The 24,921-nt window shown below is 69.0% G+C and carries 28 protein-coding genes; 16 read left to right on the plus strand and 12 right to left on the minus strand.

Annotated features, from left to right (window positions below):
- Positions 1-84 precede the first annotated feature (84 nt).
- The 5 genes from A3AG_RS0113535 to A3AG_RS0113555 all read left to right on the plus strand — a co-directional run bounded on the left by A3AG_RS0113535 (position 85) and on the right by A3AG_RS0113555 (position 4,504).
- A complete protein-coding gene (locus A3AG_RS0113535) occupies positions 85-522 on the plus strand; it encodes a PaaI family thioesterase (protein ID WP_018005925.1) in 438 nt (145 codons plus the stop codon).
- A gap of 98 nt (positions 523-620) precedes the next feature.
- The gene (locus tag A3AG_RS0113540; RefSeq protein ID WP_018005926.1) at positions 621-1,631 is read left to right on the plus strand and encodes an NADP-dependent oxidoreductase; all 1,011 of its coding nucleotides are present in this window, start codon (positions 621-623) and stop codon (positions 1,629-1,631) included.
- Positions 1,632-1,705: 74 nt separating this feature from the next.
- On the plus strand, positions 1,706-2,554 hold the full coding sequence (locus A3AG_RS0113545) for a class II aldolase/adducin family protein (protein WP_018005927.1): 849 nt from the start codon (positions 1,706-1,708) through the stop codon (positions 2,552-2,554).
- A gap of 61 nt (positions 2,555-2,615) precedes the next feature.
- Complete coding sequence (locus A3AG_RS0113550) at positions 2,616-3,518, plus strand: SDR family oxidoreductase (RefSeq protein WP_018005928.1); 903 nt, start codon at positions 2,616-2,618, stop codon at positions 3,516-3,518.
- A 38-nt stretch (positions 3,519-3,556) separates the two neighbouring features.
- Positions 3,557-4,504 (plus strand): alpha/beta fold hydrolase, encoded by a 948-nt coding sequence (locus A3AG_RS0113555; RefSeq protein ID WP_018005929.1) that lies wholly within the window; start codon positions 3,557-3,559, stop codon positions 4,502-4,504.
- A 55-nt stretch (positions 4,505-4,559) separates the two neighbouring features.
- On the opposite strand, the gene A3AG_RS0113560 is transcribed toward A3AG_RS0113555, so the two are convergent.
- Positions 4,560-5,081 carry an O-acetyl-ADP-ribose deacetylase gene (locus A3AG_RS0113560; RefSeq protein ID WP_018005930.1) on the minus strand — a complete coding sequence of 174 codons (522 nt, stop codon included), beginning with the start codon at positions 5,079-5,081 and terminating at the stop codon, positions 4,560-4,562.
- Between the two features lie 88 nt (positions 5,082-5,169).
- Positions 5,170-6,318, minus strand: a complete 1,149-nt coding sequence (locus A3AG_RS0113565; protein WP_018005931.1) for an iron-containing alcohol dehydrogenase — start codon at positions 6,316-6,318, stop codon at positions 5,170-5,172.
- A 336-nt stretch (positions 6,319-6,654) separates the two neighbouring features.
- Here A3AG_RS0113565 and A3AG_RS0113570 point away from each other — a divergent pair, with 336 nt between their 5' ends.
- From A3AG_RS0113570 to A3AG_RS0113580, 3 genes are all read left to right on the plus strand, one after another.
- The gene (locus tag A3AG_RS0113570) at positions 6,655-7,668 is read left to right on the plus strand and encodes an alpha/beta hydrolase (protein WP_018005932.1); all 1,014 of its coding nucleotides are present in this window, start codon (positions 6,655-6,657) and stop codon (positions 7,666-7,668) included.
- Positions 7,669-7,740: 72 nt separating this feature from the next.
- Complete coding sequence (locus A3AG_RS0113575) at positions 7,741-8,724, plus strand: tripartite tricarboxylate transporter substrate binding protein (RefSeq protein WP_018005933.1); 984 nt, start codon at positions 7,741-7,743, stop codon at positions 8,722-8,724.
- Positions 8,725-8,835: 111 nt separating this feature from the next.
- Positions 8,836-9,273 (plus strand): YbgC/FadM family acyl-CoA thioesterase, encoded by a 438-nt coding sequence (locus A3AG_RS0113580; RefSeq protein ID WP_018005934.1) that lies wholly within the window; start codon positions 8,836-8,838, stop codon positions 9,271-9,273.
- A 226-nt stretch (positions 9,274-9,499) separates the two neighbouring features.
- Here A3AG_RS0113580 and denD read toward each other — a convergent pair whose 3' ends face one another.
- The 7 genes from denD to A3AG_RS0113615 form a co-directional block, all read right to left on the minus strand.
- Positions 9,500-10,474, minus strand: a complete 975-nt coding sequence (denD, locus tag A3AG_RS0113585) for a D-erythronate dehydrogenase (RefSeq protein ID WP_018005935.1) — start codon at positions 10,472-10,474, stop codon at positions 9,500-9,502.
- A 26-nt stretch (positions 10,475-10,500) separates the two neighbouring features.
- Positions 10,501-11,283: a 2-oxo-tetronate isomerase gene (otnI, locus tag A3AG_RS0113590; RefSeq protein WP_018005936.1), complete on the minus strand. Its 783-nt coding sequence runs from the start codon at positions 11,281-11,283 to the stop codon at positions 10,501-10,503.
- Positions 11,284-11,309: 26 nt separating this feature from the next.
- Positions 11,310-12,674: an MFS transporter gene (locus A3AG_RS0113595; protein WP_018005937.1), complete on the minus strand. Its 1,365-nt coding sequence runs from the start codon at positions 12,672-12,674 to the stop codon at positions 11,310-11,312.
- 143 nt (positions 12,675-12,817) lie between these two features.
- Positions 12,818-13,471, minus strand: a complete 654-nt coding sequence (gene otnC, locus A3AG_RS0113600; protein ID WP_018005938.1) for a 3-oxo-tetronate 4-phosphate decarboxylase — start codon at positions 13,469-13,471, stop codon at positions 12,818-12,820.
- Entirely contained in the window at positions 13,471-14,742 is a 1,272-nt protein-coding gene (gene otnK / locus A3AG_RS0113605; RefSeq protein WP_018005939.1) for a 3-oxo-tetronate kinase, read from the minus strand. Before otnK ends, otnC begins: the two co-directional genes overlap by 1 nt.
- A gap of 12 nt (positions 14,743-14,754) precedes the next feature.
- Positions 14,755-15,648, minus strand: coding sequence for an L-threonate dehydrogenase (gene ltnD, locus A3AG_RS0113610; protein WP_018005940.1), 894 nt, complete (start codon positions 15,646-15,648; stop codon positions 14,755-14,757).
- Positions 15,649-15,696: 48 nt separating this feature from the next.
- The gene (locus A3AG_RS0113615; RefSeq protein ID WP_018005941.1) at positions 15,697-16,431 is read right to left on the minus strand and encodes a FadR/GntR family transcriptional regulator; all 735 of its coding nucleotides are present in this window, start codon (positions 16,429-16,431) and stop codon (positions 15,697-15,699) included.
- A gap of 228 nt (positions 16,432-16,659) precedes the next feature.
- On the opposite strand from A3AG_RS0113615, the gene A3AG_RS0113620 reads away from it, so the two are divergent.
- Complete coding sequence (locus A3AG_RS0113620; protein WP_018005942.1) at positions 16,660-17,088, plus strand: GNAT family N-acetyltransferase; 429 nt, start codon at positions 16,660-16,662, stop codon at positions 17,086-17,088.
- A 16-nt stretch (positions 17,089-17,104) separates the two neighbouring features.
- Here A3AG_RS0113620 and A3AG_RS0113625 read toward each other — a convergent pair whose 3' ends face one another.
- The 3 genes from A3AG_RS0113625 to ygfZ form a co-directional block, all read right to left on the minus strand.
- Positions 17,105-17,932, minus strand: a complete 828-nt coding sequence (locus A3AG_RS0113625) for an NRDE family protein (RefSeq protein ID WP_018005943.1) — start codon at positions 17,930-17,932, stop codon at positions 17,105-17,107.
- A 112-nt stretch (positions 17,933-18,044) separates the two neighbouring features.
- Complete coding sequence (locus A3AG_RS0113630) at positions 18,045-18,335, minus strand: DUF4936 family protein (RefSeq protein ID WP_018005944.1); 291 nt, start codon at positions 18,333-18,335, stop codon at positions 18,045-18,047.
- Positions 18,336-18,352: 17 nt separating this feature from the next.
- On the minus strand, positions 18,353-19,369 hold the full coding sequence (gene ygfZ, locus A3AG_RS0113635; RefSeq protein ID WP_018005945.1) for a CAF17-like 4Fe-4S cluster assembly/insertion protein YgfZ: 1,017 nt from the start codon (positions 19,367-19,369) through the stop codon (positions 18,353-18,355).
- A 219-nt stretch (positions 19,370-19,588) separates the two neighbouring features.
- Here ygfZ and mltG point away from each other — a divergent pair, with 219 nt between their 5' ends.
- The 7 genes from mltG (at position 19,589) to A3AG_RS0113670 (ending at position 24,911) form a co-directional block, all read left to right on the plus strand.
- Complete coding sequence (gene mltG, locus A3AG_RS0113640) at positions 19,589-20,584, plus strand: endolytic transglycosylase MltG (protein WP_018005946.1); 996 nt, start codon at positions 19,589-19,591, stop codon at positions 20,582-20,584.
- Between the two features lie 7 nt (positions 20,585-20,591).
- A complete protein-coding gene (gene tmk / locus A3AG_RS0113645; protein ID WP_018005947.1) occupies positions 20,592-21,203 on the plus strand; it encodes a dTMP kinase in 612 nt (203 codons plus the stop codon).
- A gap of 78 nt (positions 21,204-21,281) precedes the next feature.
- Entirely contained in the window at positions 21,282-22,289 is a 1,008-nt protein-coding gene (locus A3AG_RS0113650) for a DNA polymerase III subunit delta' (RefSeq protein ID WP_018005948.1), read from the plus strand.
- 88 nt (positions 22,290-22,377) lie between these two features.
- Entirely contained in the window at positions 22,378-22,791 is a 414-nt protein-coding gene (locus A3AG_RS0113655) for a PilZ domain-containing protein (protein ID WP_018005949.1), read from the plus strand.
- 37 nt (positions 22,792-22,828) lie between these two features.
- The gene (locus tag A3AG_RS0113660; protein WP_018005950.1) at positions 22,829-23,335 is read left to right on the plus strand and encodes a GNAT family N-acetyltransferase; all 507 of its coding nucleotides are present in this window, start codon (positions 22,829-22,831) and stop codon (positions 23,333-23,335) included.
- A gap of 42 nt (positions 23,336-23,377) precedes the next feature.
- The gene (locus A3AG_RS0113665; RefSeq protein ID WP_018005951.1) at positions 23,378-24,172 is read left to right on the plus strand and encodes a TatD family hydrolase; all 795 of its coding nucleotides are present in this window, start codon (positions 23,378-23,380) and stop codon (positions 24,170-24,172) included.
- A complete protein-coding gene (locus A3AG_RS0113670; protein ID WP_018005952.1) occupies positions 24,165-24,911 on the plus strand; it encodes an ankyrin repeat domain-containing protein in 747 nt (248 codons plus the stop codon). The genes A3AG_RS0113665 and A3AG_RS0113670 overlap by 8 nt, the downstream gene beginning before the upstream one ends.
- The last annotated feature ends 10 nt before the right edge of the window (positions 24,912-24,921 follow it).

The following is a 24,921-nucleotide window of genomic DNA, read 5'->3' on the forward strand; positions in this document are numbered from 1 at the left end:
TTCGTTTGCGGCAATAATGCGGGGTCGGCGCCGGCGGGCAAACCGCCGGCGCCTCTCCAATCCCCCACTTCCATTCGCATTGCCATGAACCAGTACACCGGCTCCCTGAGCCATATCCCCTTCCTTGCCGAGCTTGGCGTGACCTGCAGCCTGGCCGAGGGCGGGCGCAGCGAGATCTCGCTGCCGATCGAGAAGCGCCACCAGAACAGCTGGGACATGGCCCACGGCGGCGTCATCATGACGCTGCTCGACGTCGCCATGGCGGTGGCCGGCCGCAGCAGCGATGCCGATGGCCGCGGCGTGGTCACCATCGAGATGAAGAGCAGCTTCATGGCGCCGGGCCGCGGCCACCTGAGCGCGCGCGGCACCACCGTGCACCGCACCACCACCATGGTGTTCTGCGAGGCCGAGATCGTCGATGCCGACGGCAAGACCGTGGCGCGCGGCTCGGGCACGTTCAAGTACATCCGGCGCATGCCGCCGCAGCGCCCCGGCGAAACCGATACCGGCGCCGACGGCTGAGCGTCGGCGCCAGGACAGGCGGGGCGCTTCATGTGCCGCATTGCCCCGCTTCAGCAGTTTCCATGCAGTTTCCATCTCCCATTGGAAGGAATTCGACCATGTCCAACACATTCAAGCGCATCGTCCTGGCCTCGCGTCCCGAAGGCGCGGTCACGCCGGCCAATTTCCGGCTGGAAGAAGTGCCCGTGCCGCAGATCGCCGACGGCCAGGTGCTGGTGCGCAACCACTATCTGTCGCTCGACCCGTACATGCGCGGCCGCATGAACGACAGCAAGTCCTACGCCGCGCCGCAGCCGCTCAATGAAGTGATGATCGGCGGCACCGTCGGCGAAGTGGTGGAAAGCAAAAACAGCAAGTTCAAGCCGGGCGACAAGGTGGTCGGCATGTTCGGCTGGCAGGAAATGGGCGTCAGCGACGGCACCGGCCTGCAGCCGGTCGACACCACGCATATCCCGCTGTCGGCCTACCTCGGCGCGGTCGGCATGCCGGGCGTGACCGCGTGGTATGGCCTGAACAAGATCATCCAGCCCAAGGCGGGCAAGACCATCGCGGTCAGCGCCGCGTCGGGCGCGGTCGGCAGCGTGGTGGGCCAGCTGGCCAAGCTGGCCGGCTGCCGCGCGGTCGGCTTTGCCGGCGGCAAGGACAAGTGCGACTACGTGGTCAATGAGCTGGGCTTCGACGCCTGTATCGACTACAAGGCGGCGAAAGACCCGAAAGAGCTCTACACCATGCTCAAGGAAGCCACGCCCGATGGCATCGACGGCTATTTCGAGAACGTCGGCGGCGAGATCTTCGACGCGGTGCTGTCGCGCATGAACGCCTTCGGCCGCATTGCCCTGTGCGGCATGATTGCCGGCTATGACGGCCAGCCACTGCCGCTGAAGAACCCCCAGCTGATCCTGGTCTCGCGCCTGACCATCGAGGGCTTTATCGTCTCCGAGCACATGGATGTGTGGCCGCAGGCGCTGAAGGAACTGGGCACCGCGGTCGCGCAGGGCAAGCTCAAGTTCCGCGAGAGCATCGCCGAGGGCCTGGCGAGCGCGCCGGAGGCCTTTATCGGCCTGCTCAAGGGCAAGAACTTCGGCAAGCAGCTGGTCAAGCTGGTCTGACCGGCGCATGCAGGGCCGCGGCGCGTCTGCACGGCGCGCCGCGGGCAACGGATATCACCAGGACGGAGACACCGATGAATGCCCCGCAAGCCCCGCAAATCCAGAGCGCCGACGAGATCGGCGCCGGCCTGCCCGAAGAGGTCAAGGCCCGCTACCGCAACCTGCCACGGCCGCCCCAGTTCGCCACCGCGGGCGAAGAGCGCCTGCACCGCAAGCAGCGCCTGGCCGCCGCCTTCCGGCTGTTCTCGAAATTCGGCTTCGACGAAGGCGTGGCCGGCCATATCACCGCGCGCGACCCCGAGTTCCCCGATACCTTCTGGGTCAATCCCTTCGGCGTGCATTTCAGCCAGGTCCGGGTCTCCAACCTGATCCGCTGCGATCACCACGGCGACGTGGTCGAGGGCGACTACCCGGTCAATGCCGCGGCCTTCGCGATCCATTCGCGCGTGCACCAGACCCGCCCCGACGCGGTCGCCGCCGCGCATTCGCACAGCACCTATGGGCGCGCGTGGTCGACGCTGGGCCGCCCGCTCGATGCGCTGACCCAGGACGTGTGCGCCTTCTACAACGACCATGCGGTCTATGACGACTTTGGCGGCGTGGTGGTGGAGCTGGACGAGGGCCAGCGCATCGCCAACGCGCTCGGGCAGAACAAGGCCGCGATCCTGCAGAACCACGGCCTGCTGACGGTCGGCAAGACCGTCGACGAAGCGGCGTGGTGGTTCATCACCATGGAGCGCTCGTGCCAGGTGCAGCTGCTGGCCGAAGCCGCCGCCGCGCGCACGCAGGCGCCGCTGAAGGTGATTGCCGACGCCGCCGCGCGCCAGGCCTATTCGATCGTCGGCACGGCGCAGGCGGGCTGGTTCCAGTTCCAGCCGCTCTATGCCCGCATCGTCAAGGAACAGCCCGACCTGCTGGACTGAACCCGCATGCCCGCCATGCGGCGGACAGCTCCCATTGGACTCACGCGACAGGACAGACGACATGAAGGATTTCTCCAACAAGGTGGCCGTCATTACCGGTGGCGCCTCGGGCTTCGGCAAGGAATTCGCCCGCATCGCCGCCGACCTCGGCATGAAGCTGGTGCTGGCCGACGTGCAGGAAGACGCGCTGGACGCGACCGTCGCCGAGTTCCAGGCGCGCAACGTGCCGGTGATCGGCCTGCGTACCGACGTCTCGCAAGCCGGGCAGGTGCAGGCACTGGCCGATGCCGCGCTCGAAGCCTTTGGCCAGGTCAACCTGCTGTTCAACAATGCCGGCGTGGGCGCGGGCGGCCTGATCTGGGAAAACTCGGAGCGGGACTGGGAATGGGTGCTTGGCGTCAACCTGTACGGCGTGGTGCACGGGGTGCGCATCTTCACGCCGCTGATGCTGGCCGCGGCCGAGAAGGATCCGGCGTTCGAGGGGCATATCGTCAACACCGCATCGATGGCGGGCTTGCTGAATCCGCCGGCGATGGGCGTGTACAACGTGTCGAAGCACGCGGTGGTGGCGCTGACCGAAACGCTGTACCAGGACCTGGGGCTGGTGACGGAGCAGGTGCGCTGCTCGGTGCTGTGCCCGTACTTCGTGCCGACCGGCATCAGCCAGTCGCAGCGCAACCGGCCCGCCGACCTGGCCAACCAGGCGCCGCCGACGCGTTCGCAAATGGTGTCGCAGGCCTTGTCGGACAAGGCCGTCGGCTCCGGCAAGGTGACCGCGGCGGAGGTGGCGCAAATCACGTTCGATGCCATCCGCGAGGAAAGCTTCTATATTTATTCCCACCCCCAGGCGCTCGCTCCCGTGCGCCAGCGCTTCGAGGATATCGTCGGGCAGCGCAACCCCGGCGATCCGTTTGCCGACAAGCCCGAGGTCCGCGCGGGCCTCGTTGCCGCGTTGCGCGGCTGACCATGCGCCGCACAACGCCGCCACGAGGAGGACCGCATATGGAGAACAACATGGTAGCGCCCGCCGCCGTGATCCGCCACCTGCAGTACGCCACGCTGCCCAACGAAACCCGGCTGCACTACGCCAGCGCGGGCGAGCGCGGCAAGCCGCTGATGCTGTTCGTGCACGGCTTTCCGGAATTCTGGTTCGAATGGGAGGCGCAGCTGGCCGAGTTCGGCCGCACGCATTTCGCCGTCGCGCCCGACCTGCGCGGCTTCAACCTGTCAAGCAAGCCCGCCGACGTCAGCGCCTACCGGCCGCGCCATATCGTCGAAGACCTGGTGCAGCTGGTCGGCGCGCTGGGCTATGACCAGGCGGTGGTGGTGGCGCACGACTGGGGCGGCGCGATCTGCTGGAACCTGGCGATCCAGTTCCCGCAGCTGGTGCGCCAGCTGGTCATCGTCAATTCGCCCCATCCGTACCTGTTCGCGCGCGCGCTCGCCACCGATCCGGCGCAGCAGGCCGCGTCGGCCTACATGAACTGGCTGCGCAAGCCGGGTTCGGAACAGGCGCTGGCCGCCAACGACTTCGCGCTGCTGGACCGGATGCTGTCCGACGACGACGGCAAGCCGGCGGCCTGGTACACCGCCGAGACGCGCGCCAGGTACCACGCGGCGTGGTCGCAGCCGGGCGAAGGCAAGGACGCCGGCGTGCATCCGCTCACCGGCGGCGTCAACTTCTACCGGGCCTCGCCAATGCATCCGCCGGGCGAGGGCGAGCCACCGCCCGACATTGCGCGGCTGGATCCGGCCGCGTTCGTGGTCAGGGTACCGACGCTGGTGATCTGGGGCGAGCGCGACCGCGCGCTGCCGAAGTCGCTGGTGGACGGCCTGGCCGATTTCGTGCCCGACCTGCGGCTCGAGCGCATCCCCGAGGGCAGCCACTGGGTGATCCACGAGCAGCCGGAACGGATCAACCAGCTGATCCGCAGCGCGCTGCCGGCCTGAGCGCCGGCAACGCAGAACTCCGCCGGCGGCGGCCCAGGCCGCCGCCGGCGGGATTTCAGCTCAGCCGCTCGCGGTAAAGCCGGTAGTTCTCGTCGTCGAAGCAGACGAAGGTGACCTGCTCGATCTCCGGCGCCCCGGCCAGCGCCTCGCGCACCGCGGCGATGGCGATATCCGCCGCGCGTTCGCGCGGGAAGCCGTAGATGCCGGTGCTGATGTTGGGAAAGGCCAGCGTGCGCAGGTGATGCTGCGCCGCCAGACGGATGCTGTTGCGGTAGGCATTGGCGAGCTGCTCGTCCTCGCCCTGGCCGCCGCCGTGCCACACCGGCCCGACCGCGTGGATCACGTAAGGGGCCGGCAGGCGGCCGCCCGTAGTCAGCACCGCCTCGCCGGTGGGGCAGCCGCCCTGCGCGTCGCGGATCGCGCGGCAGGCCTCCATGATGGCGGGACCGCCGGCCCCGTGGATGGCCCCGTCGACGCCGCCGCCGCCGAGCAGGCCGCTGTTGGCCGCATTGACGATGGCATCGACTTCCATCCGGGTAATATCGCCATGGACTACCTGCAAGTGCTCGCCGCTCATGTTGTCTCCTGCGCTGTGGAGGGAGGGCCGCCGGACAGCCGCTTGGTCGGTCCGACCGGCGGGAGGCCGCTGGATGCTACGCGGTGTGCTACATGGACTGCTCAAGCATACGCCGATAATCCGCGGCGCTGGCTTCTTTCGGGTTGGTCTTGTGGCAGTGGTCGCGCAGCGCGCCCGCGATCACCTTGTCGAACATGTCCTCGGTGACGCCCATCTGGCGCAGTCCGGTGGGCAGGCCCAGGCGCGCGGTCATGTCGTGCACCGCCTGCGCCAGGTCGGCGCCGTCGGGCAGGTGCATGGCGCGGCGCAGGCGCGCGTAGCGGTGGTCGCGCACCACGGTGGGCGCGTCGGCGTTGAAGCGCAGCACCGCCGGCATCACCACCGCGTTGAGGGTGCCGTGGTGCAGGCCGGTGCGGCCGTCGATCTTCAGCCCGCCGAGCGGGTGCGACAGCGAATGCACGCAGCCCAGTCCCTTCTGGAACGCCATCGCGCCCTGCATCGACGCGCTCATCATGTTCAGGCGCGCATCGCGGTCGTTGCCGTCGCGGGTGGCGCGCTCGATATGGGTCCAGCCGCGCTCCAGGCCGTCGAGCGCGATGCCGTCGGCGGGCGGGTTGAAGGCGGGAGCCAGGAAGGTCTCGATGCAGTGGGCGATAGCGTCCATGCCGGTGGCGGCGGTCAGGCCGGCGGGCAGGCCCAGGGTCAGTTCTGGATCGCACACCGCCGACTTGGGCAGCAGGTGCCAGGAGTGGAAGCCCAGCTTGCGGCCATCGTCCAGGATGATGATGGCGCCGCGCGCGACCTCGCTGCCGGTGCCCGCGGTGGTGGGCACCGCGATCAGCGGCGCGGCCTGGTCGGTGATCTTGCCGCTGCCGCCTTCGATGGTGGCATAGGTGGTCAGCTCGCCCTCGTGCGTGGCCAGGATCGCGATGCCCTTGGCCAGGTCGATCGACGACCCGCCGCCCACCGCCACCAGGCCGTCGCAGCCGTGCTCGCGGTACTGCGCGGCGGCCTTGCGCACCATGGCCTCGGTCGGGTTCGACGGGGTCTCGTCGAACACCGTCACCGGCAGGCCCGCCATCGCGTCGATGGCGCGCTGCGCCACGCCGGCCGCGACCACGCCCTGGTCAGTCACCAGCAATGGCCGGCGGATGCCGATGCGCTCGCATTCCGACTTCAGCACGCTGACCGCGCCGAAGTCCAGGTGAATGTGGGTCAGATAGTAGATGAACGCCATGTTTTGCTTGTCTCCTGCTGGGATATGCCGCGAAATTATTGGAATTCCTTTCGTCACGGCCCTTGCCTGTGACTGGCGCCGTGCGCTGTCCTGGGCTTCAATGGACCTGCCGCAATCGTTTTCGCTCGCTCCGGGCGTGCCGCCAGCCGATCATCGCGCAAAAACTTGCCGCGTGGCACGGTGAGTCGGACTTTTCGGGGTTATCTCGGACTGCCCGGGGTCGGAAACATCTGGCATCATACTAAAATCGAACGACCGTTCACTATTCGAACTTGTCCCGATGCCGACGCCGCGCCCGCGCGGGGCCCGCGTCGGGTTTGTGCCGCATCGCGCCCTATGTCTGTCGTACCGTCTTCCCCATCCGCCACGCCAGGCTTGCCGGATCATCCGCTGGACCCGCAGATGGCCACGTTGCTGGCCCTGATCGCGCGCGCCAAGCGGCCGCCGATCCACGCCATGGCGCCGGAAGACGCCAAGATCGCCTACGAGAAGAGCGCGCCGATCCTCGATATCAACCCGCCACCGGTGCATACCGCGGAAGACCTGCTGGTGCCGGCCCGCGACGGCCACGCCATCCCGGTGCGGCTGTACACGCCGCGCGAAGCCAGCTGGATCGAGCCGCTGCCGCTGCTGGTGTATTTCCATGGCGGCGGCTTCACGGTCGGCAGCGTCGATTCGCACGACCCGCTGTGCCGCCTGCTGTGCGGCCAGGCCGACTGCATGGTGCTGTCGGTGGATTACCGGCTCGGGCCGGCATGGCGCTTCCCGACCGCGGTCAACGACGCCTTCGATGTGCTGCACTGGGTCTTTGCCGAAGCCGACAAGCTCGGCGCCGACCCCGCCCGCATCGGCCTGGGCGGCGACAGTGCCGGCGGCACGCTGGCCGCCGCCTGCGCGGTCGAGGCGCGCGATGCCGGGCTGGCACCGGTGCTGCAACTGCTGATCTATCCGGGCACCTGCGCGCGCCAGGATACGCCCTCGCACCGCGCGCTGGCGGATGGCTACCTGCTGACGGCGGACATGATCCGCTGGTTTTTCGCGCAGTACCTGGACCAGGATGCCAGCCGCGACGACTGGCGCTTCGCGCCGCTCGACGGCGGCGGCACCGGTGCCGAGGTAGGCGGGGTCTGCCCGGCCTGGATCGCGGTGGCCGGCTACGACCCGCTGCATGACGAGGGCGTGGCCTATGCCGAAAAGCTCGGCGCCGCCGGCGTTGCCGCCACGCTGGCCGACTACCCCGGCATGATCCATGACTTCTTCAAGCTGGGCCGGTTCGTGCCCGCGGTGGCGCAGGCGCATGCCGATGCCGTCGCCGCGCTGCGCACCGCGTTCGGCACCTCGCAGGACTAGGCCCCGACTTGCGGTCGCGCCGGTCCACGCACTTTTCAAGCAGTGATTTGCAGCACTAGGAGACACATTCAAATGCAACGCCGCCACTTCCTCGCCCGCGCGGGCATCGCCGCCGCCACCGCGGCCCTCGGTCTTGCCGCCTTGCCCGCCCAGGCCCAGGCCGACAAGTTCCCGCAGCGCCCGATCCGGCTGGTGATCGGCTACACCGCCGGCGGCTCCACCGATATCCCGTTCCGCGTGCTGGCCGACAACGCCTCGAAGATCCTGGGCCAGCCGGTGATCGTCGAGAACAAGCCCGGTGCCGGCGGCGTGCTGCCGGCGCAGCTGATGCAGAGCACCGCGCCCGACGGCTACACGCTGGCGCAGGTGGCCATGCCGGTCTACCGCCTGCCGTACACCACCAAGATCAACTGGGACCCGGTCAAGGACCTGAGCTACATCATCAACCTCGCCGGCTATTCGTTCGGCCTGGTGGTGCCGGCCGAGTCGCCGATCAAGACCATGCAGGACTACATCGCCTACGCCAAGGCCAACCCGGGCAAGCTGACCTACGGTTCGCCGGGGTCGATGACCACGCTGCACCTGACCATGGAAGAACTGGCGATGAAGCAGGGCGTGCAGTTCTCGCATATCCCGTACAAGGGCAACTCGGAATCGATGCAGGCGCTGCTGGGCGGCCACGTGATGTCGGTGGCCGACACGCCGGCGTGGGCGCCGTACGTAGAGCAGGGCAAGCTGCGCCTGCTGTCGACCTGGGGCGAGAAGCGCTCGGCGCGCTTCCCCAACGTGCCGACGCTGAAGGAACTGGGCATGGGCATCGTGCAGACCTCGCCGTTCGGCCTGGTCGCGCCCAAGGGCACCGACCCGAAGATCGTGCAGAAGCTGCATGACGCCTTCAGGAAGGCCATGGAGATGCCCAACTACCGCGAGTCGCTGGCCAAGTTCGACATGGAGCCGTTCTACATGAACAGCCAGCAGTATGCGCAGTTCGCGGCGGAAACCGTCAAGAAGGAAAAGGCGATCATCGAGAAGCTGGGGCTGGCCAAGCCGCAGTAAGCCAGCACCCGTTGCGTTCAACCAGGCCGCCGCGCCTGCCGGCCCCATGCCGGCGGGGCGGCGGCCTGATGCTTTGCATTGCGCCGACAAACCACCAGGGAGACCACGTCAATGGCCAAAGAGGAGTTCCGCCACACCATCCCGCTGCGCGTGCGCTGGTCCGAGGTCGATCCGCAGTCGATCGTCTTCAATGCGCACTACCTGACCTATTGCGATATCTGCGTGACCGAGTACTGGCGCGCGCTGGGCATCCGCTATCCGGAGGACGTGCTGCACGCGCACGGCGTGGATATCTTCGTGGTCAAGTCGACGCTGGAGTACCACGCGTCGGCGCGCTTCGACGATCAGCTCGACATCCGCGGCCGCATGGCGCGGCTGGGGCGGTCGAGCATGCTGTTCCGGGTGGAGATGTATCGGGGCGACGAGCACCTGATCACCGGTGAAATCGTCTATGTGTGCGCGGACCCGGCGACGAAGAAGTCGGCGCCGATCCCGGGGGTGGTGCGGGAGGTGATCGAGGGGTATGAGGTGGTGAAGCCGGCGGGGTGACCCGCCCAAACGAAACTTCAAATCCCGCTTGTTTGCTCCCCTCTCCCGCGCGCGGGAGAGGGGCAGGGGGTGAGGGCAGGCGCAGGCATACCGACACACTTGACTTCGTTGCCGCTCCGGCCCTCACCCCCACCCCTCTCCCACTTCGCGGGAGAGGGGAGCGATTGCGAGGGGTGATGGCAAGCTCCGACGTATTTGCCTACGACCCGCTTGCCGCGTGGGCAGCTTACTTGCCCACCCCCGCATCTTCCATATAAGCCCGGATCACCGCATCAAAGCTCGCATCGCTCTCGAACCCCAGCGACAAGGCCCGTTCCGCATTCCACGCCGCGGGCCACGTGCCGACGATCTTCTCGACGCGCTCCTCGCGTTGCCACGTCACCAAGTCCGCCACCGCGTCGCCCGCGACGCGGCGCAGCGCGTCGACCATGCCCGCGGCGGTGACCGACAAGCCCGGCAGGTTGACCACGCGCCGGTTGCCCAGGCGCTCGCCCGCCAGCTCGATGCCGTTGACCAGCGCGGCCACCGCGGCGCGTGGCGACAGCAGCCACAGCTTAGTCTCCGGTGCTACCGGGCAGTTGGCCGCCACGCCCGCCAGCGGCTCGCGGATGATGCCGCTGGCGAACGACGACGCCGCCGCGTTGGGCTTGCCCGGGCGCACGCTGATGGTCGGCAGGCGCAGCACGCGGCCATCGACGAAGCCGCGGCGGCTGTAGTCGGACAGCAGCAGTTCGCCGATGGCCTTCTGCACGCCGTACGACGATTGCGGGTTCAGCGCGGTGTCGTCCTGCACCACCGGCGGCAGCTCGCCGCCATAGACCGCGACCGAGCTGGTGAACAGCACGCGCGGCTTGTGGCCCAGTTCGCGGCACGTTTCCAGCAGCGCACGCGACGCGTCCAGGTTGACGCGCATGCCGAGTTCGAAATCGGCCTCGGCCTGGCCGCTGACCACGGCGGCGAGGTGGAACACCGCGCCGGTGTCCTGGTCGATGGCCTGGCGCAGCACCGCGGGATCGGACAGGTCGCCGGTCACCACGCGCACGCGCGCATCGTCCAGCCCTTGCGGCGCGACCACGTCGAGCAGGGTCAGGCGCTCGAAGGCGACGGCCTGGCCGTCCAGGTTCAGGGTGCCGCGTTGCAGCAGCAGGCGGGCGAGTTGCAGGCCGAGGAAGCCGGCGCCGCCGGTAATCAGTACGTTCATGGCAAGAGGTCTTCAGTGGTGTTGCATCAGCGGCCGAGGTAGGGCTTGAGCCAGCCCAGGCCTGCCGAGGTGCCGGCGCGCGGGCGGTATTCGCAGCCGATCCAGCCGGCATAGCCGAGCGCGTCAATGACGTCGAACAGGTAGGGGTAGTGCAGCTCGCCCACGTCGGGCTCATGGCGCTCCGGCACGCCGGCGACCTGGATATGGCCGATGCCGGCGATGTCGCGCCGCAGCTTCATCGCGACATCGCCCTCGACGATCTGGCAGTGGTAGCAGTCGAACTGCACCTTCAGGTTGGCCGCGCCGACCTCCTTGCAGATCGCCTGGCCGTCGTCCTGGCGGTTGAGGAAATAGCCCGGCATGTCGCGCGTATTGATCGGCTCGATCAGCACGGTCACGCCCTGCGCGGCCGCCGCGCTGGCGGCAAAGGCCAGGTTCTCCAGGTAGGCGGCGCGGCAGCGCGCGGGATCGGCATCGGCCGGGACCAGGCCGGCCATCACATGGATGCGGTCGTTGCCGATCACGCCGGCGTATTCGAGCGCGCGGCCGATGGTGCCGCGGAATTCCGCCTCGCGTCCCGGCAGCGCCGCCAGGCCGCGCTCGCCCGCCGCCCAGTCGCCCGGCGGGGCATTGAACAGCGCCTGCGCGAGGCCGTTCGCGTCGAGGCGCGCGCGCAGCTCGGCGGCGGGGTGCTCGTACGGGAACAGGTACTCGACCGCCCGGAAGCCGTCGGCCGCGGCAGCGGCAAAGCGGTCCAGGAAGGCGTGCTCTTGGTACATCATCGACAGGTTGGCGGCAAAGCGCGGCATGGAAAACTCCGGAAGCGAAAGCGGGTTCAGCGATTGACCAGTTTAGCGGGCGTCAGCCACACCAGCACGGCGCCGACCACCAGGATGGCCGACAGCACGTACATCGGCAGCTGGGTGCTCTGGGTCAGGTCCTTGAGCGCGCCCACCATGTACGGCGACACGAAGCCGGCCAGGTTGCCCACCGAGTTGACCACCGCAATGCCCGAGGCCGCAGCGATGCCCGACAGGAACGAGGTCGGCAGCGACCAGAACAGCGGCGCGCAGGTCAGCACGCCGGCGGCGGCCAGCGACAGCGCGGCAATCGCCACGGTCGTATTGTTGGTGAACGAGGCGGCGATGGCAAAGCCCGCGGCACCCATCAGCGCCGGCACGATCAGGTGCCAGCGGCGCTCGCGGCGCGCGTCCGCGCTATGGCCCAGGATGTTCATCACCACCACCGCGCAGAGGAACGGGATCGCCGACAGCAGGCCGATATTGAAGTTGCCGGTCACGCCGCTGGACTTCACCAGCGTGGGCATCCAGAAGGTCAGCGCGTACTGGCCGGTGACGAAGCAGAAGTAGATCAGGCACATCCACCACACGCGGCGGTCGGCAAACACCGCGCCCAGCGAGTGGCCATGCCCCTTGCCGGCGGCGGCGCCGGCATTGCGCTGGTCTTCCTCGATATTGCGCTTGAGCACGCGCTTCTCGTCGGCGTCGAGCCACGGCGCCTTGTCGATGCCGTCGCGCAGCACGAAGATCGTCAGCAAGCCGATCACGAACGCGGGCAGCGCCTCGAGCAGGAACATCCACTGCCAGCCACGCATGCCGTGGGTGCCGTTGAACGCGTCCATGATCCAGCCCGACAGCGGGTTGCCGAACATGCCGGCAATGGGGATGCCGGACATGAACAGCGCGATCATCCTGGCGCGGCGGTTGGCCGGGAACCAGTAGGTCAGGTACAGGATCACGCCGGGATAGAAGCCGGCTTCGGCCAGGCCGAGCAGGAAGCGCATCACGTAGAACTGCGTCGGCGTCTGCACGAACATGAACAGCGCCGAGATGATGCCCCACGTGATCATGATGCGCGCGATCCAGATGCGCGCGCCGATCTTGTGCATCAGCAGGTTGCTGGGCAGCTCGAACAGGAAATAGCCGATAAAGAACAGGCCGGCACCCAGGCCGAACACGGTCTCGGAGAAGGCCAGGTCCTGGCCCATCTGCAGCTTGGCGAAGCCGACGTTGACGCGGTCGAGGTAGGCGACCACGTAGCACAGCATCAGGAACGGCATGATGCGCCAGAACACCTTGCTATAGGCGCGTTTCTCGATCCGGGTGTCGGCGTCGAGCCGGGCGTTGCCGCCCAGGCTGTCGAAGGCGGGCACGCTGGCCGCCGGTTGGTTGGATGGCATCGGTGGTCTCCGGGTATGGTGGTGAGTCTGGTCTTGTGGTTGCGGCCACGCGCGGATCGCAGGCATGCGCGTCCCCCGCGCGGTGGCCGGGGCCGCCGCGCCGGGATCAGGCCGGGGTGGTCAGGGAAGCAGCGGGGCTGGTGCTACCAGCGCGCCTGGAAGGCGTCGCGCAGCTCAGCCAGGGCGCTGTCGGGCAGCGCCGCGCGGGCGGCAAAGCCCGGCACGTCTTTCATGGTCATCCATAGCTTGGCGGTCTCCTCCAGTTCTTCCAGCGCGAACGCGGCGCGCGATACGCTGGACTCCCACACCACCGGCCCCAGGCGCTCCAGCAGCACGCCGCGCACCTGCGCGGCCAGCGTGGCCACGCGCGCGGCCACCGCGGGATCGCCGGGGCGATGGTAGGGAATCAGCGGCACATGGCCGACCTTCATCACGTAGTAGGGCGTGAGCGGCGGCAGTACGTCGTCCGGTTGCCAGACCCCGGCCAGCGTCAGGGCCACGAGGTGGGTCGAGTGCGTATGCACCACGGCGTGCGCCCCGGGGTTGTTGTCATAGATGGCGCGATGCAGCGTCAGCGTCTTCGACGGCTTGTCGCCCGACATCCAGGTGCCGTCGGCGGCGACCTTGGCGACCGATGCGGGGTCCATCATGCCCAGGCACGCATCGGTCGGGGTGATCAGCCAGCCGTCGTCGAGCCGCGCGCTGATATTGCCGGCCGAGCCCACGGTATAGCCGCGCTGGTACAGGCTGGCGCCGATGCGGCAGATCTCTTCGCGCAGCTTGCTTTCGGTGCTCATCACTGGCCTCCCAGCTGGCGCAGCGCTTCGTCGAAAAAGTCCGGCCCGCCGAAGTTGCCCGACTTGAGCGCGAGCGCCAGCGGCGTGGCATCCAGCGTGACGGTGGCCGGCACCCCCGGGGCGATCTGCGCGCCGATGCGCAGCGCGCGCACGCCCAGCGCCTGCACCACCGCGCCCGAGGTCTCGCCGCCCGCGACCACGAAGCGGCGCGTGCCGCGTGCCTTCAGTCCGGCGGCGACCACGGCCAGGCATTGCTCGACCAGGTGGCCGGCGCGCGCCACGCCCAGCTCGGCCTGCACCGCCTTGACTTCGTCCGGGCTGGAGGTCGCATAGACCAGCACCGGCTCGTCATGCGCGGCGGCAAAGGCGAGCGCCGCGTCGGCCACGGCCTCGCCGCGCGCCAGCGCGAGCGGGTCGATGCGCAGCGCCGGGCGGCCTTGCTCGAGCCAGCGTGCCACCTGGCCATTGGTCGCGCGCGAGGCGCTGCCGGCCAGCACCACGCCGGGGCCGGCGATGGCCGGCACCGCGTCGGCGTCGGCGCGCTGCGGCAGCAGGCCGGCGCGGCGGAAGTTCTCGGGCAGGCCCAGCGCGATGCCGGAGCCGCCGGTCACCAGCGGCAGACCGGCGCAAGCCTCGCCCAGCGTAAGCAGGTCGGCGTCGGAGACCGCATCGGCAATCGCCATGCGTACACCCTCGCCGCGCAGCGCGGCGATGCGTTCGGCCGTAGCCTGCGCGCCGCGCGCGATTGCGTCGTAGCGCAGCAGCCCCACCTTGTGCTTGCTCTGGCGCTGCAGCACGCGCACCAGGTTGGCATCGGTCATCGGCGTCAGCGGATGGTGCTCCATGCCCGATTCGTTCAGCAGCGCATCGCCGACGAACAGGTGGCCGCGGAAAATGGTGCGGCCGTTCTCCGGGAAGGCCGGGCAGGCGATGGTGAAGTCGCTGTCCAGCGCCGCCAGCAAGGCCTCGGCCACCGGCCCGATATTGCCGGCGTCGGTCGAATCGAAGGTGGAGCAGTACTTGAAGACGAACTGGCGGCAGCCCTGCGCGCGCAGCCACTGCAGCGCGGCGAGCGATTCGGCCACGGCCTGGGCCGCGGGCACGGTGCGCGACTTGAGCGCGACCACCACGGCGTCGGCGCTGCCGATATCGGCCATGGAGGCGGGCACGCCGATGGTCTGCACGGTGCGCATGCCGTTGCGCACCAGCGTGTTGGCGAGGTCGGTGGCGCCGGTGAAGTCGTCGGCGATGCAGCCAAGGAGGGCGGTCATGGTCGCGGCTCCTTATTCGGCCTGGCCGGGCAGTTCGATGCCCGGGAAGATCTTGATCACCGCGGAATCGTCCTCGCCGCCGTGGCCTGCGGTCGAGGCCATCATGAACATCTGGTGCGCGGCCGCCGACAGCGGCAGCGGGAATTTGCTGGTGCGCGCGGTGTCGAGCACCATGCCCAGGTCCTTGACGAAGATGTCGACCGCGGACAGCGGCGTGTAATCGCCCTTCAGGATATGCGGCACGCGGTTCTCGAACATCCACGAGTTGCCGGCGCTGTGGGTGATCACGTCATAGAGCGCGTCCGGGTCCACGCCTTCGCGCAGGCCCAGCGCCATCGCTTCGGCGGCGGCGGCGATATGCACGCCGGCCAGCAGCTGGTTGATGATCTTGACCTTGGAGCCGGCACCGTGCGCGGCACCCAGGCGGTACACCTTGCCCGCGATGGCGGCCAGCACGTCCTCGGCCAGCGCATAGGCTTCGGCCGGGCCGGAGGTCATCATGGTCATCTCGCCGCTGGCGGCGCGCGCGGCGCCGCCCGAGACCGGCGCGTCGAGCATCAGCAGGCCTTTTTCGGCCAGGCGCTGTCCCAGGGTCCCGGCAAAGCCCGGCGGCACCGTGGCGCTGGCGATCACCAGCTTGCCCGGCTGCATCGCCGCCACGGCACCGTCGGCGCCGAACAGCACGGCCTCGGTCTGCTGCGCGTTGACCACCAGCGTCAGCACCACGTCGCAGCGGCGGCCCAGCTCGGCGGGCGAGGCGCACGGCACGCCGCCGGCATCGGCAAAGCGCTGCAGCACTTCGGCACGCAGGTCGCAGGCGTGCACGTTGAAACCGGCCCGCAGCAGCGACTGCGCGACACCAAAGCCCATGGCACCAAGGCCGATGACGCCGATATTCCTGGACATAAGGACTCCCTGAAACAGATACGGATGATTCGGTGCTTGCGGCGCGCTTCAGTTGCTGGCGCCGTGCGTGGCGCCGCTCTCGTCGGCGCCCAGCTGGGCCAGCCGGTGCGCGGCGTTGTACATGTGGTTCTGCGCGGCATTGCGCGCGGCCAGCGGGTCGCCGGCGCGGATCGCCGCGACGATGGCCTGGTGTTCCTCGCGCACCTGGCGCGAAAAGTCCGCGCGCCGCGCTTCGTTGGTGCGGGTCACGCGCGTGGCGGCTTCCAGGTACTGGCTGAGGAACTCGAGCGTCTTGAGGAAATAGGGGTTGCCGGTGGCCTCGGCGATGGCGCGGTGGAAGCCCACGTCCTCGGCGACGCCATCGCCGCCCTGCGCCACCACCTCGTCGAGGCGGGCCAGCGCGGCGTCGATCGCCGCCATCGAGGCATCGGTGCGGCGCCGGGCCGCCTGCGCCGCGACCTCGGCCTCGATCGCGCGGCGCAACTCGACGATCTGCAGCACCGCTTCCAGCGTGCCGGTGTCGGTGTAGTCGATGCGCAGGGGCCGGATGCCGGCCTGCAGCGTCACGAACACGCCGCTGCCCTGGCGCGACTCGACCACGCCTTCGTACTTGAGCCGGGAGATGGCCTCGCGCACCACGGTGCGGCTGACGCCGAACTCCTCGGACAGCACCGCCTCGGTGGGCAGCTTGTCGCCGCGGGCGAAGGCGCCGCTCTGGATCTTGTCCAGCAGCTGTTCGGCGACGTTGTCGGTCAGGGCGCGGGCAGGGACTTTCTGGAACACGGCAAGTTTCCCGGTGATTCGGTAATCAGGTCATCATACAAATTTGCTATGCGGCTGCCGACCCGGGGTATACCCTCAGTTGGTGCAAAAGAGCGGTGGAGGTGCGCAGTTGGCTCCACAATGGTGCTTCCGGCGCTCGCCTGCCAGTCCCTCGGGCGCAGGCGTATCATTGGCGCCCGTCCGTGCTCGGCGCGGACGCGTCTTGTCTTCACTGCCGCATTCACCGCCATGTCCACCACAGTCCTGATCTGCCCCTGGTCCGAAGCCCGCGAACGCGCGCGCGCCATCCGCTACACCGTCTTCGTCGAGGAGCAGGGCGTGCCGGTGGAACTGGAATGGGACGAATGGGACGAGCCCAGCTGGCATGCGCTGGCGCTGGCCGACGACGGCTCGCCGCTGGCCACCGGCCGGCTGCTGCCCGACGGCCATATCGGCCGCATGGCCGTGCTGAAGCCGGCGCGCGGCAGCGGTGTCGGCGCGCTGGTGCTGGAGGCGCTGATGCGCAAGGCGGAGCAGCTGGGTTATGCGGAACTGGTGCTCAACGCGCAGACCCACGCGGCGCCGTTCTATGCGCGCGTGGGCTTCGAGCAGGTGGGGCCGGAGTTCGAAGAGGCGGGCATCGCGCACGTCGAGATGCGCAAGCGCCTGCGGGGATAAGGCGCCGGCGCGGCCCTCAGCGGGGCGCCGGCACGATGCCGGTGTCGCGCGACAGGTTCAGCGTGCCGTGGTAGGCCACGTCGCCGATGCGGCCATCGGCGTCGAAGCTGCGCTCGTTCAGGTCGAAGCGCCCGTCGTGGCGGATGCGCAGTACCGTGCTGGCGCGCGTGCCGTACATCGGCGAGCGGATAAAGGCGGACGACAGCAGCTTTTCCCACTCCGGCGCCACGCCGGTGGCGGGCAGCTCGAAATCCGCGGCCTGGCGTTCGTCGGCCAGCATCTGCAGGTAAGGCTCGGCGCTGGCGGTGGCCTGGCCGCTGTCGGCGGCCAGCACTTCGGCCAGCGCGCCGACGCGGCTGCGCACCTTGGGCCAGGGGGTGTCGAGCAGTGCGTTGGACAGGCCGTACAGGCCCGGACGCAGCCGTTGCGGCTGGCGCGACGCCGAGCGGTTGCTGTACCACCACAGTTCGCGCAGGTCGCTCGCCAGCAGGTTGAAGCCGTTATAGGCGCCGTCTTCGCCGGCAAGGCCGTCGAGGTAGTCGAACGGGGCCGCGTGGCCGCGCAGGAAGCCCGCCACCAGTTCGCCGCGCGAGCGCGCGTCGGTGCGTTTTTCGGACGGGGCGCGGTAGTTGGTGAGGGCGGCGAAACGGCCGTCGGCGTTGACGCCCATCCAGGTGCCAGGCTCGCCGATGACCTCGGCGAGGTCGCGGCCGGCCAGCACCTGGGGCGCATCCTGCCACCAGTGCGCGGCCGCCGCGGGGCGGGCATAGAATTCATCGCGGTTGCCGGCCACGACCAGGGCATAGTCCGGGTGGGATTGCCAGGCAACCAGGATCAGACACATCGTTTTGCTTCCTTTGCCGCGCGGCTGCCGCGCCAGCGGTTCCCGCGTACGTCAGTCCGACGGCGCCGACACCTCCCCGGGCGCCCGCAGAACGTCACCTACAGCACGTCACCTACAGCACATCGAGGTCGATAAAGTGTTCGGCGCGCCGCTCGCCATCCACCCATTGTTCCAGCCCGCTCTGGCGCCACAGCCCTTGCAGCGTGGCATCGAACGCGGGCGGCACGTCGGCGTAGCACTCCATCCAGGTCTGCACACCGGCGCGGGTTTCCGGCCTGCGCATCAGCGTACCACCAATTCCGGTGGCTTCGGCCACCGTTTCCATCCAGCGGTGCCAGTGCGGCAGCGCCTCGGCGGCGACGGCCTCGGGCACACGGAAATAGACGTAGAGGTGATCGCTCATGGCGGGTCCTGTGGCAATCAGCCGGCGGCCTGGGCGGCCTCGCCCAGCGGCACCGCGTAGGGCAGGGTGGCGGTGGCCACCGCCGCGCCCCCGGCGCTGCCCAGGCGCAGCGCGCTGCCGGCGGCATCGATCTTCAGCTCGGCCAGCGCGGCCCAGCCGCCATCGGGCGCGGGCGCGGCGTTGACGATCATGCCGCAGGGCTGGCCCGGGTCTTCCGGGCGATAGATCTCGGCGGCGGGCGCCGGCACCTCGCCTTCGCCCTGCACCAGCCACATGCGGCGCTTGAGCGTGCCGCGGTACTGGCTGCGCGCCACCACTTCCTGGCCCGGATAGCAGCCCTTGCGGAAATTGACGCCGCCCACCAGCTCGAAATTGATCATCTGCGGCACGAACTGCTCCTGCGTGGCCGCGACGATGCGGGGCAGGCCCGACTGCACTTCGAGCCAGTCCCACAGCGCCGGCGCGGCAGCCGTCAGCGTGGCGGACAACGCCGCGCGCACCGCGTCGGCGCGCCCGGCCGGCAGCACCAGCTGCCAGCGCGGCTGGCCGGCGCTGTCGGGCAGGCGGATCACGGTGGCGCCTTCGGCCGCGGCCACGGCAAAGGCCGTCTCCGGCGCGGGCAGCCCGGCGGCGGCAAGCGCCCCGGCGGCGCCGGCGCCGGCCACGCCGAGGATGACGTGGGTCGCGGTGATATCGGACAGCTTTGCCTTGGCGCGCAGCACGAACATCGACAGCCGCTTCTGCACCGGGGCCTGGATCTCGGCCGACAGTTGCAGCACGATGCCGTCGGCGTCGCGCCACATCAGGAAGGTGGCCAGCAGCCGGCCCTTGGGCGAGCAGTAGCCGGCCAGGCGCGCCGTGCCCGGCGCCAGGTCTTCGACCGCGTTGGTCAGCTGGGTGTGCAGGAAGCTGGCGGCATCGTCGCCCGCCACGCGAACGAGGCCGAGCCCGGCCGGGGTGCACACCACGCCGCCGGCCTGCAGCGCGTCAAGGTTTGCGGCGAGTTGCTGGGCTTGGGGATTCAGTGCTGGCATTGCGAGGCAATCGTCGAGGCAAATCAGGGAGGGAAGATAAACGGGCCGCACCGACGGTCCGCGGTGCCGGGCGCGCGGGAGGCGCCGGCGCCACGGCTCACGGTCGGTGCCAGGCTGCCGGTTATTATATGGGGCTACGAGATTTTCGGCCGGCGCCGGCAGCCTGCTGCGGCGCGTGCTTGCGCCGACGGTGCCGGGGCCGGTCCCTACGACTGATACATGAAACGCTTATTCCTCAGCCTTGGGCTTGCCGTGCTGGTGTTCGCGCTGGCGGCCGCGGGCGGCTTCGCGTGGTGGGCCAATCACCCGGTGGCGCTGAGCAAGTCGCCGGTGGAAGTGGTGATCAAGCCCAATTCCGGCGTGGCCAGCGTCGGCCGGCAGATCCAGCGTGGCGGTGTGGGCATGGACCCGCGGCTGTTCATGGTGCTGGCGCGCCTGACCGGCCACGGGGCCGATCTCAAGGCCGGCGGCTATACATTCGAAACCGGTGCCACGCCGCTGTCGATCGTGGGCAAGCTGGCGCGCGGCGAGGTCACGCACTACGTGGTCACGGTGATCGAGGGCTGGGAATTCCGCAAGATGCGCGCCGCGGTCGACGCCAGCCCGGCGCTGCGCCACGACACCCGCGGCATGACCGACGCCGAACTGATGAAAGCCATCGGCGCGCCCGAGCCTTCCCCCGAGGGGCTGTTCTTTCCCGACACCTACCTGTTCGCGCGCGGCAGCAGCGACCTCGAGCTCTACAAGCATGCCTACCGCGCCATGCAGCGCCGCCTGAACGAGGCCTGGAACGCGCGCTCGCCCGACCTGCCTTACAAGACGCCGTACGAGGCGCTGGTGATGGCGTCGATCGTCGAGAAGGAAACCGGCCAGGCCGCCGAGCGCCCGATGATCGCCGCGGTGTTCATCAACCGGCTGCGCAAGAACATGCTGCTGCAGACCGACCCGACCGTGATCTACGGCCTGGGCGAGGCCTTCGACGGCGACCTGCGCAAGCGCGACCTGCAGGCCGACACCCCGTACAATACCTACACCCGCACCGGCCTGCCGCCCACGCCGATCGCGTTGCCGGGGCTGGCCTCGCTGGCGGCGGCGACCATGCCGGCGCCGTCCGACGCGCTGTACTTCGTCGCCCGCGGCGACGGCAGCAGCCATTTCTCCAACTCGCTACCCGAACACAACCGCGCGGTCGACAAGTACCAGCGCGGCAAATAGGCATTCCATGCGCGGAAAATTCATTACCTTCGAGGGCATCGACGGCGCCGGCAAGAGCACCCACATCGACTGGGTTGCCGACCGCCTGCGCGCGCGCGCCGACATCGCCGGCGTCGTCACCACGCGCGAGCCCGGCGGCACGTCGCTGGGCGAAGACCTGCGCCAGATCCTGCTGCACCGCAAGATGCACCTGGAAACCGAAGCGCTGCTGATGTTCGCGGCCCGGCGCGAGCATATCGCCGAAGTCATCGCCCCGGCGCTGGAGCGCGGCAAGTGGGTCATTTCCGACCGCTTCACCGACGCCACCTTCGCCTACCAGGGCGGCGGCCGGGGCCTGGCCACCGAGCGGCTCGAAGCGCTGGAAGGCTGGGTCCAGGGCGGCCTGCAGCCGGACCTGACGCTGCTGTTCGACGTGCCGCTGGAGACCGCCAGCGCCCGCCTGGCCGCCGCGCGCACGCCGGACAAGTTCGAGGCCGAATCGCGCGCCTTCTTCCAGCGCACCCGCGACGAGTACCTGCGCCGTGCGGCCCAGTCGCCGCAGCGCTTCCGCGTCATCGACGGCACCCGCAGCATTGCCGATATTCGCGACGAACTTGAGAAGATCCTTGCAACTATGTGATTTGCCAGCAGTTTTTATCCGGCGTCGCGGCAATATTCAGCCAGTACTTGAAATTGGATCGCTAACCTACTGATTTACATGCTCTATCCCTGGCAGAAAGAAGACTGGCAACGGCTGGGCGCGCTGCGCGAGCGGCTGCCGCATGCCTTGCTGATCCACGGCCAGCAAGGCATCGGCAAGCGCGACCTGGCACTGCATTTCGCACAGGGGCTGCTGTGCGAGGCGCCGCTGGCGGACGGGCAGCCCTGCGGCCAGTGCGCCGCCTGCCACTGGTTCAGCCAGGGCAACCACCCGGACTTCACCGTGGTGCGGCCCGAGGCCCTCGATGCCTCGGCCGAGGCGGAGACCGACGAGGGCGGCAAGAAGAAGGCGCCCAGCAAGATCATCCGCATGGAGCAGGTGCGCGCGCTGATCGAGGCCGTCGGCGTGGGCACGCACCGCGCCGGGCTGCGCGTGGTGGTGGTCTATCCGCTCGACGCGCTGCAGGCCGAGGGCGCCAACGCCTTGCTGAAGACGCTGGAGGAACCGCCGCCCTCGACCGTGTTCCTGCTGGTGACCGACCGCCTCGACCGCATCCTGCCGACCATTCTGTCGCGCTGCCGCCAGTTCTCGGCCCAGCGCCCGACCCCCGAGGCCGCGCTGGCGTGGCTGCGTGGGCAGGGCGTGGCGGACGCCGAGGCCCAGCTGGCGCTGGCCGGCGGTTCGCCGCTGACCGCGCTGCATGCTGCGGAAGCGGAAGAGCAGCCGCTGCAGCGCTGGCTGGTCGGCCAGCTTGGCGCCGCGGCCGCCTTCGACGCCGCCGCGGCGGCCGAGCAACTGCAGAAGCTCCCGGTGCCCGCCGTGCTTGGCATCCTGCAGCGCTGGACGTACGATCTGCTGGCGCTACGCCTGGATGGCGGTGCCACGCCTCGTTACTTCCCGCGGGAGCGCGCCGTGCTGGCGCGCTGCGCCGGCGCTACCGATGCATACGGCCTGCAGGGCTTTGCCGCGCGCCTGAACGCGCACCGCCGCAGCGAGAACCATCCGCTCGCGGCGCGGCTGGTGATGGAAGCGGTATTCCTGGAGTACCGGCAGCTGTTCCGCTAGCGCGGCAGGCGGCCGGGCGCGGTGCATAAGACCAGGCGATAACAACAAGCGATAACAACAAGCAGCAACGTCATTCAGGGGGTCAACCATGAACACGGCAGTCGCCGGCACCGGGCCGGCCGAAGCGGGCTTGGGTAGCGTCACAGGAAGCGGCGGCGGGGTGGCCTCGCGCCCCAACGTGCTGTCGCTGTCGATCAAGGACCAGGCCGGGCTGTACGCGGCCTATATGCCGTTCCTGGCGCGCGGCGGCATCTTCGTGCCGTCGAACCGGCCGTTCCGGCTGGGCGAGCAGGTGTTCCTGGTATTGTCGCTGCTGGACCGGCCGCAGAAATACCAGATCGCGGGCCACGTGGCCTGGATCACCCCCGCAGGCACGCCGATGAAAACGCCGGGCGTTGGCGTGCATCTGCCCGACGACGACAACGGGCGCAACCTTCGCCGCGCGGTGGAGGAGATCCTGGGCAAGATGCTGGAGTCCGGGCGCCCCACCCAAACCTTATGAATGTTGCGAGATTTTGCTCGCAATTCTTTGATTCTCAATGCATTTTTCGTTACGTATTGCCGAGCCCCGCGACCTGCCGGGCATCGTCGCCATCTACAACAGCACCGTGGCCTCGCGCATGGTCACCGCCGATACCGAGCCGGTCACGGTGGCCTCGCGCCAGGCCTGGTTCGACGCCCACCAGCCCGGGCGCCGTCCGCTGTGGGTGTGCGAGGACGCCGACGGCAGCATGGCCGGCTGGATGAGCTTTTCCGATTTCTACGGGCGCCCGGCCTATGGCGCGACCGCCGAGGTGTCGATCTACCTGGACGCACGGCGCCGCGGCCAGGGGCTGGGGCGCTACCTGCTGCAGCAGGCCATCGACCATGCGCCCACGGTCGGCGTAAACACGCTGCTCGGCTTTATCTTCGGCCACAACGCGCCCAGCCTGGGCCTGTTCGCGGCGCTGGGCTTCACGCGCTGGGGCGACCTGCCGCGCGTGGCCGTGCTCGACGGCGTCGAGCGCGACCTGATCATCGTCGGCCGCCGCGTCGACGCGGCCTGAGCGCTGGCTGAACGTTCCCGAGCATCGCACCAGAGATTTCCCATGTTTGTCGATTCCCACTGCCATATCGATTTCCCCGAACTGGCCGCGCGCCTGCCGGAGTTGCTGGACAACATGCGCGCCAACCGGGTCACACACGCGCTGTGCATCTCGGTCACGCTGGAAGACTTCCCACGCGTGCTGGCGCTGGCCGAGCAGCATCCCAACCTGTACGCATCGGTCGGCGTGCATCCCGACTACGAAGAGGGCGAGGATCCGACCGTGGAGCGGCTGGTGGCGCTGTCCGCCCACCCGCGCGTGGTCGGCACCGGCGAGACCGGGCTGGACTACTACCGGCTCAACGGCCGCAGCATCGCCGAGATGGAATGGCAGCGCGAACGCTTCCGCACCCATATCCGCGCCGCGCGCCAGACCGGCAAGCCGCTGATCATCCATACCCGTTCCTCGGCCGACGACACGCTGCGCCTGATGCGCGAGGAAAGCGCGGGCGAAGCCGGCGGCGTGATGCACTGCTTCACCGAAACCTGGGAGGTTGCCCGCCAGGCGCTGGACCAGGGCTTCCATATCTCGTTCTCCGGCATCGTCACCTTCAAGAGCGCGGCGGACCTGCAGGAAACCGCGCGCAAGGTGCCGCTGGACCGGATGCTGATCGAGACCGATTCGCCCTACCTGGCGCCGGTGCCTTACCGCGGCAAGACCAACGAGCCGGCCTGGGTGCGTCACGTGGGCGAATTCATCGCGCAGTTGCGCGGACTGCCAGTGGAACTGGTCGCGGAACAGACATCGGAAAATTTCTTCAATCTATTCAAGCACATCGACAGGAAATCTCATGTTTGACATGAAGTTTGTCCGCCGTACCGCCGGCGCTGTCGCGCTGGCCGCGGCCGCACTCGCGCAGGCCGCGCCGGCCGACGACATGCGCAAGGCGGTGGAATTCGACGACGCCAATACCGTCAAGAAGCTGCTGGCAAAGGGCGTCGACCCCAATGTGGTCGACAACCGCGGCAATCCGGCCCTGGTGCTGGCGCTGCGCGAGAAGTCGCTGAAGGCGGCCACGGTGCTGATCCGCGCCAAGGACATCGATTTCGACAAGGCCAACCCGGCCGGCGAGACCCCGCTGATGATGGCCGCGCTGCAGGGCCAGCTCGACATGGTCAAGCTGATGGTCGACGACATGGAGGCCGAGATCAACAAGACCGGCTGGGCCCCGCTGCACTATGCCGCCACCAACGGCCACAACGACGTGGTCAAGTACCTGGTCGACCATGCCGCGTATATCGACGCCGAAAGCCCCAACGGCACCACGCCGCTGATGATGGCCGCGCGCGGCGGCCATATCGAGACCGTCAAGCTGCTGCTGGACGAAGGCGCCGACATGCGCCTGAAGAACCAGCAGGGCATGACCGTGATCGACTTTGCCGAGCGCTACAACCAGGCCGAGATCGCCCGCGGCCTGAAGGCGCGCTGGCAGAAGCTGTATCCGCAGACCCCGATCGTGCCGGCGCCGCCGCTGAAGCCGCCCGTCGCCGAGCCCGGCGGCCAGCGCCCCGCGGCGCCGCAGGGCAAGGGCTGGTAAGCCGGCGCGG

The organism is Cupriavidus neocaledonicus (assembly GCF_000372525.1).
Lineage (GTDB): Bacteria > Pseudomonadota > Gammaproteobacteria > Burkholderiales > Burkholderiaceae > Cupriavidus > Cupriavidus neocaledonicus.

What these genes read in the sequence shown, in the direction of transcription:
- A3AG_RS0113535 (WP_018005925.1), top strand. Translation starts at nt 85, where the DNA reads ATGAACCAGTACACCGGCTCCCTGAGCCATATCCCCTTCCTTGCCGAG.
- A3AG_RS0113540 (WP_018005926.1), top strand. Translation starts at nt 621, where the DNA reads ATGTCCAACACATTCAAGCGCATCGTCCTGGCCTCGCGTCCCGAAGGC.
- A3AG_RS0113545 (WP_018005927.1), top strand. Translation starts at nt 1,706, where the DNA reads ATGAATGCCCCGCAAGCCCCGCAAATCCAGAGCGCCGACGAGATCGGC.
- A3AG_RS0113550 (WP_018005928.1), top strand. Translation starts at nt 2,616, where the DNA reads ATGAAGGATTTCTCCAACAAGGTGGCCGTCATTACCGGTGGCGCCTCG.
- A3AG_RS0113555 (WP_018005929.1), top strand. Translation starts at nt 3,557, where the DNA reads ATGGAGAACAACATGGTAGCGCCCGCCGCCGTGATCCGCCACCTGCAG.
- A3AG_RS0113560 (WP_018005930.1), bottom strand. Translation starts at nt 5,081, where the DNA reads ATGAGCGGCGAGCACTTGCAGGTAGTCCATGGCGATATTACCCGGATG.
- A3AG_RS0113565 (WP_018005931.1), bottom strand. Translation starts at nt 6,318, where the DNA reads ATGGCGTTCATCTACTATCTGACCCACATTCACCTGGACTTCGGCGCG.
- A3AG_RS0113570 (WP_018005932.1), top strand. Translation starts at nt 6,655, where the DNA reads ATGTCTGTCGTACCGTCTTCCCCATCCGCCACGCCAGGCTTGCCGGAT.
- A3AG_RS0113575 (WP_018005933.1), top strand. Translation starts at nt 7,741, where the DNA reads ATGCAACGCCGCCACTTCCTCGCCCGCGCGGGCATCGCCGCCGCCACC.
- A3AG_RS0113580 (WP_018005934.1), top strand. Translation starts at nt 8,836, where the DNA reads ATGGCCAAAGAGGAGTTCCGCCACACCATCCCGCTGCGCGTGCGCTGG.
- denD (WP_018005935.1), bottom strand. Translation starts at nt 10,474, where the DNA reads ATGAACGTACTGATTACCGGCGGCGCCGGCTTCCTCGGCCTGCAACTC.
- otnI (WP_018005936.1), bottom strand. Translation starts at nt 11,283, where the DNA reads ATGCCGCGCTTTGCCGCCAACCTGTCGATGATGTACCAAGAGCACGCC.
- A3AG_RS0113595 (WP_018005937.1), bottom strand. Translation starts at nt 12,674, where the DNA reads ATGCCATCCAACCAACCGGCGGCCAGCGTGCCCGCCTTCGACAGCCTG.
- otnC (WP_018005938.1), bottom strand. Translation starts at nt 13,471, where the DNA reads ATGAGCACCGAAAGCAAGCTGCGCGAAGAGATCTGCCGCATCGGCGCC.
- otnK (WP_018005939.1), bottom strand. Translation starts at nt 14,742, where the DNA reads ATGACCGCCCTCCTTGGCTGCATCGCCGACGACTTCACCGGCGCCACC.
- ltnD (WP_018005940.1), bottom strand. Translation starts at nt 15,648, where the DNA reads ATGTCCAGGAATATCGGCGTCATCGGCCTTGGTGCCATGGGCTTTGGT.
- A3AG_RS0113620 (WP_018005942.1), top strand. Translation starts at nt 16,660, where the DNA reads ATGTCCACCACAGTCCTGATCTGCCCCTGGTCCGAAGCCCGCGAACGC.
- A3AG_RS0113625 (WP_018005943.1), bottom strand. Translation starts at nt 17,932, where the DNA reads ATGTGTCTGATCCTGGTTGCCTGGCAATCCCACCCGGACTATGCCCTG.
- A3AG_RS0113630 (WP_018005944.1), bottom strand. Translation starts at nt 18,335, where the DNA reads ATGAGCGATCACCTCTACGTCTATTTCCGTGTGCCCGAGGCCGTCGCC.
- ygfZ (WP_018005945.1), bottom strand. Translation starts at nt 19,369, where the DNA reads ATGCCAGCACTGAATCCCCAAGCCCAGCAACTCGCCGCAAACCTTGAC.
- mltG (WP_018005946.1), top strand. Translation starts at nt 19,589, where the DNA reads ATGAAACGCTTATTCCTCAGCCTTGGGCTTGCCGTGCTGGTGTTCGCG.
- tmk (WP_018005947.1), top strand. Translation starts at nt 20,592, where the DNA reads ATGCGCGGAAAATTCATTACCTTCGAGGGCATCGACGGCGCCGGCAAG.
- A3AG_RS0113650 (WP_018005948.1), top strand. Translation starts at nt 21,282, where the DNA reads ATGCTCTATCCCTGGCAGAAAGAAGACTGGCAACGGCTGGGCGCGCTG.
- A3AG_RS0113655 (WP_018005949.1), top strand. Translation starts at nt 22,378, where the DNA reads ATGAACACGGCAGTCGCCGGCACCGGGCCGGCCGAAGCGGGCTTGGGT.
- A3AG_RS0113660 (WP_018005950.1), top strand. Translation starts at nt 22,829, where the DNA reads ATGCATTTTTCGTTACGTATTGCCGAGCCCCGCGACCTGCCGGGCATC.
- A3AG_RS0113665 (WP_018005951.1), top strand. Translation starts at nt 23,378, where the DNA reads ATGTTTGTCGATTCCCACTGCCATATCGATTTCCCCGAACTGGCCGCG.
- A3AG_RS0113670 (WP_018005952.1), top strand. Translation starts at nt 24,165, where the DNA reads ATGTTTGACATGAAGTTTGTCCGCCGTACCGCCGGCGCTGTCGCGCTG.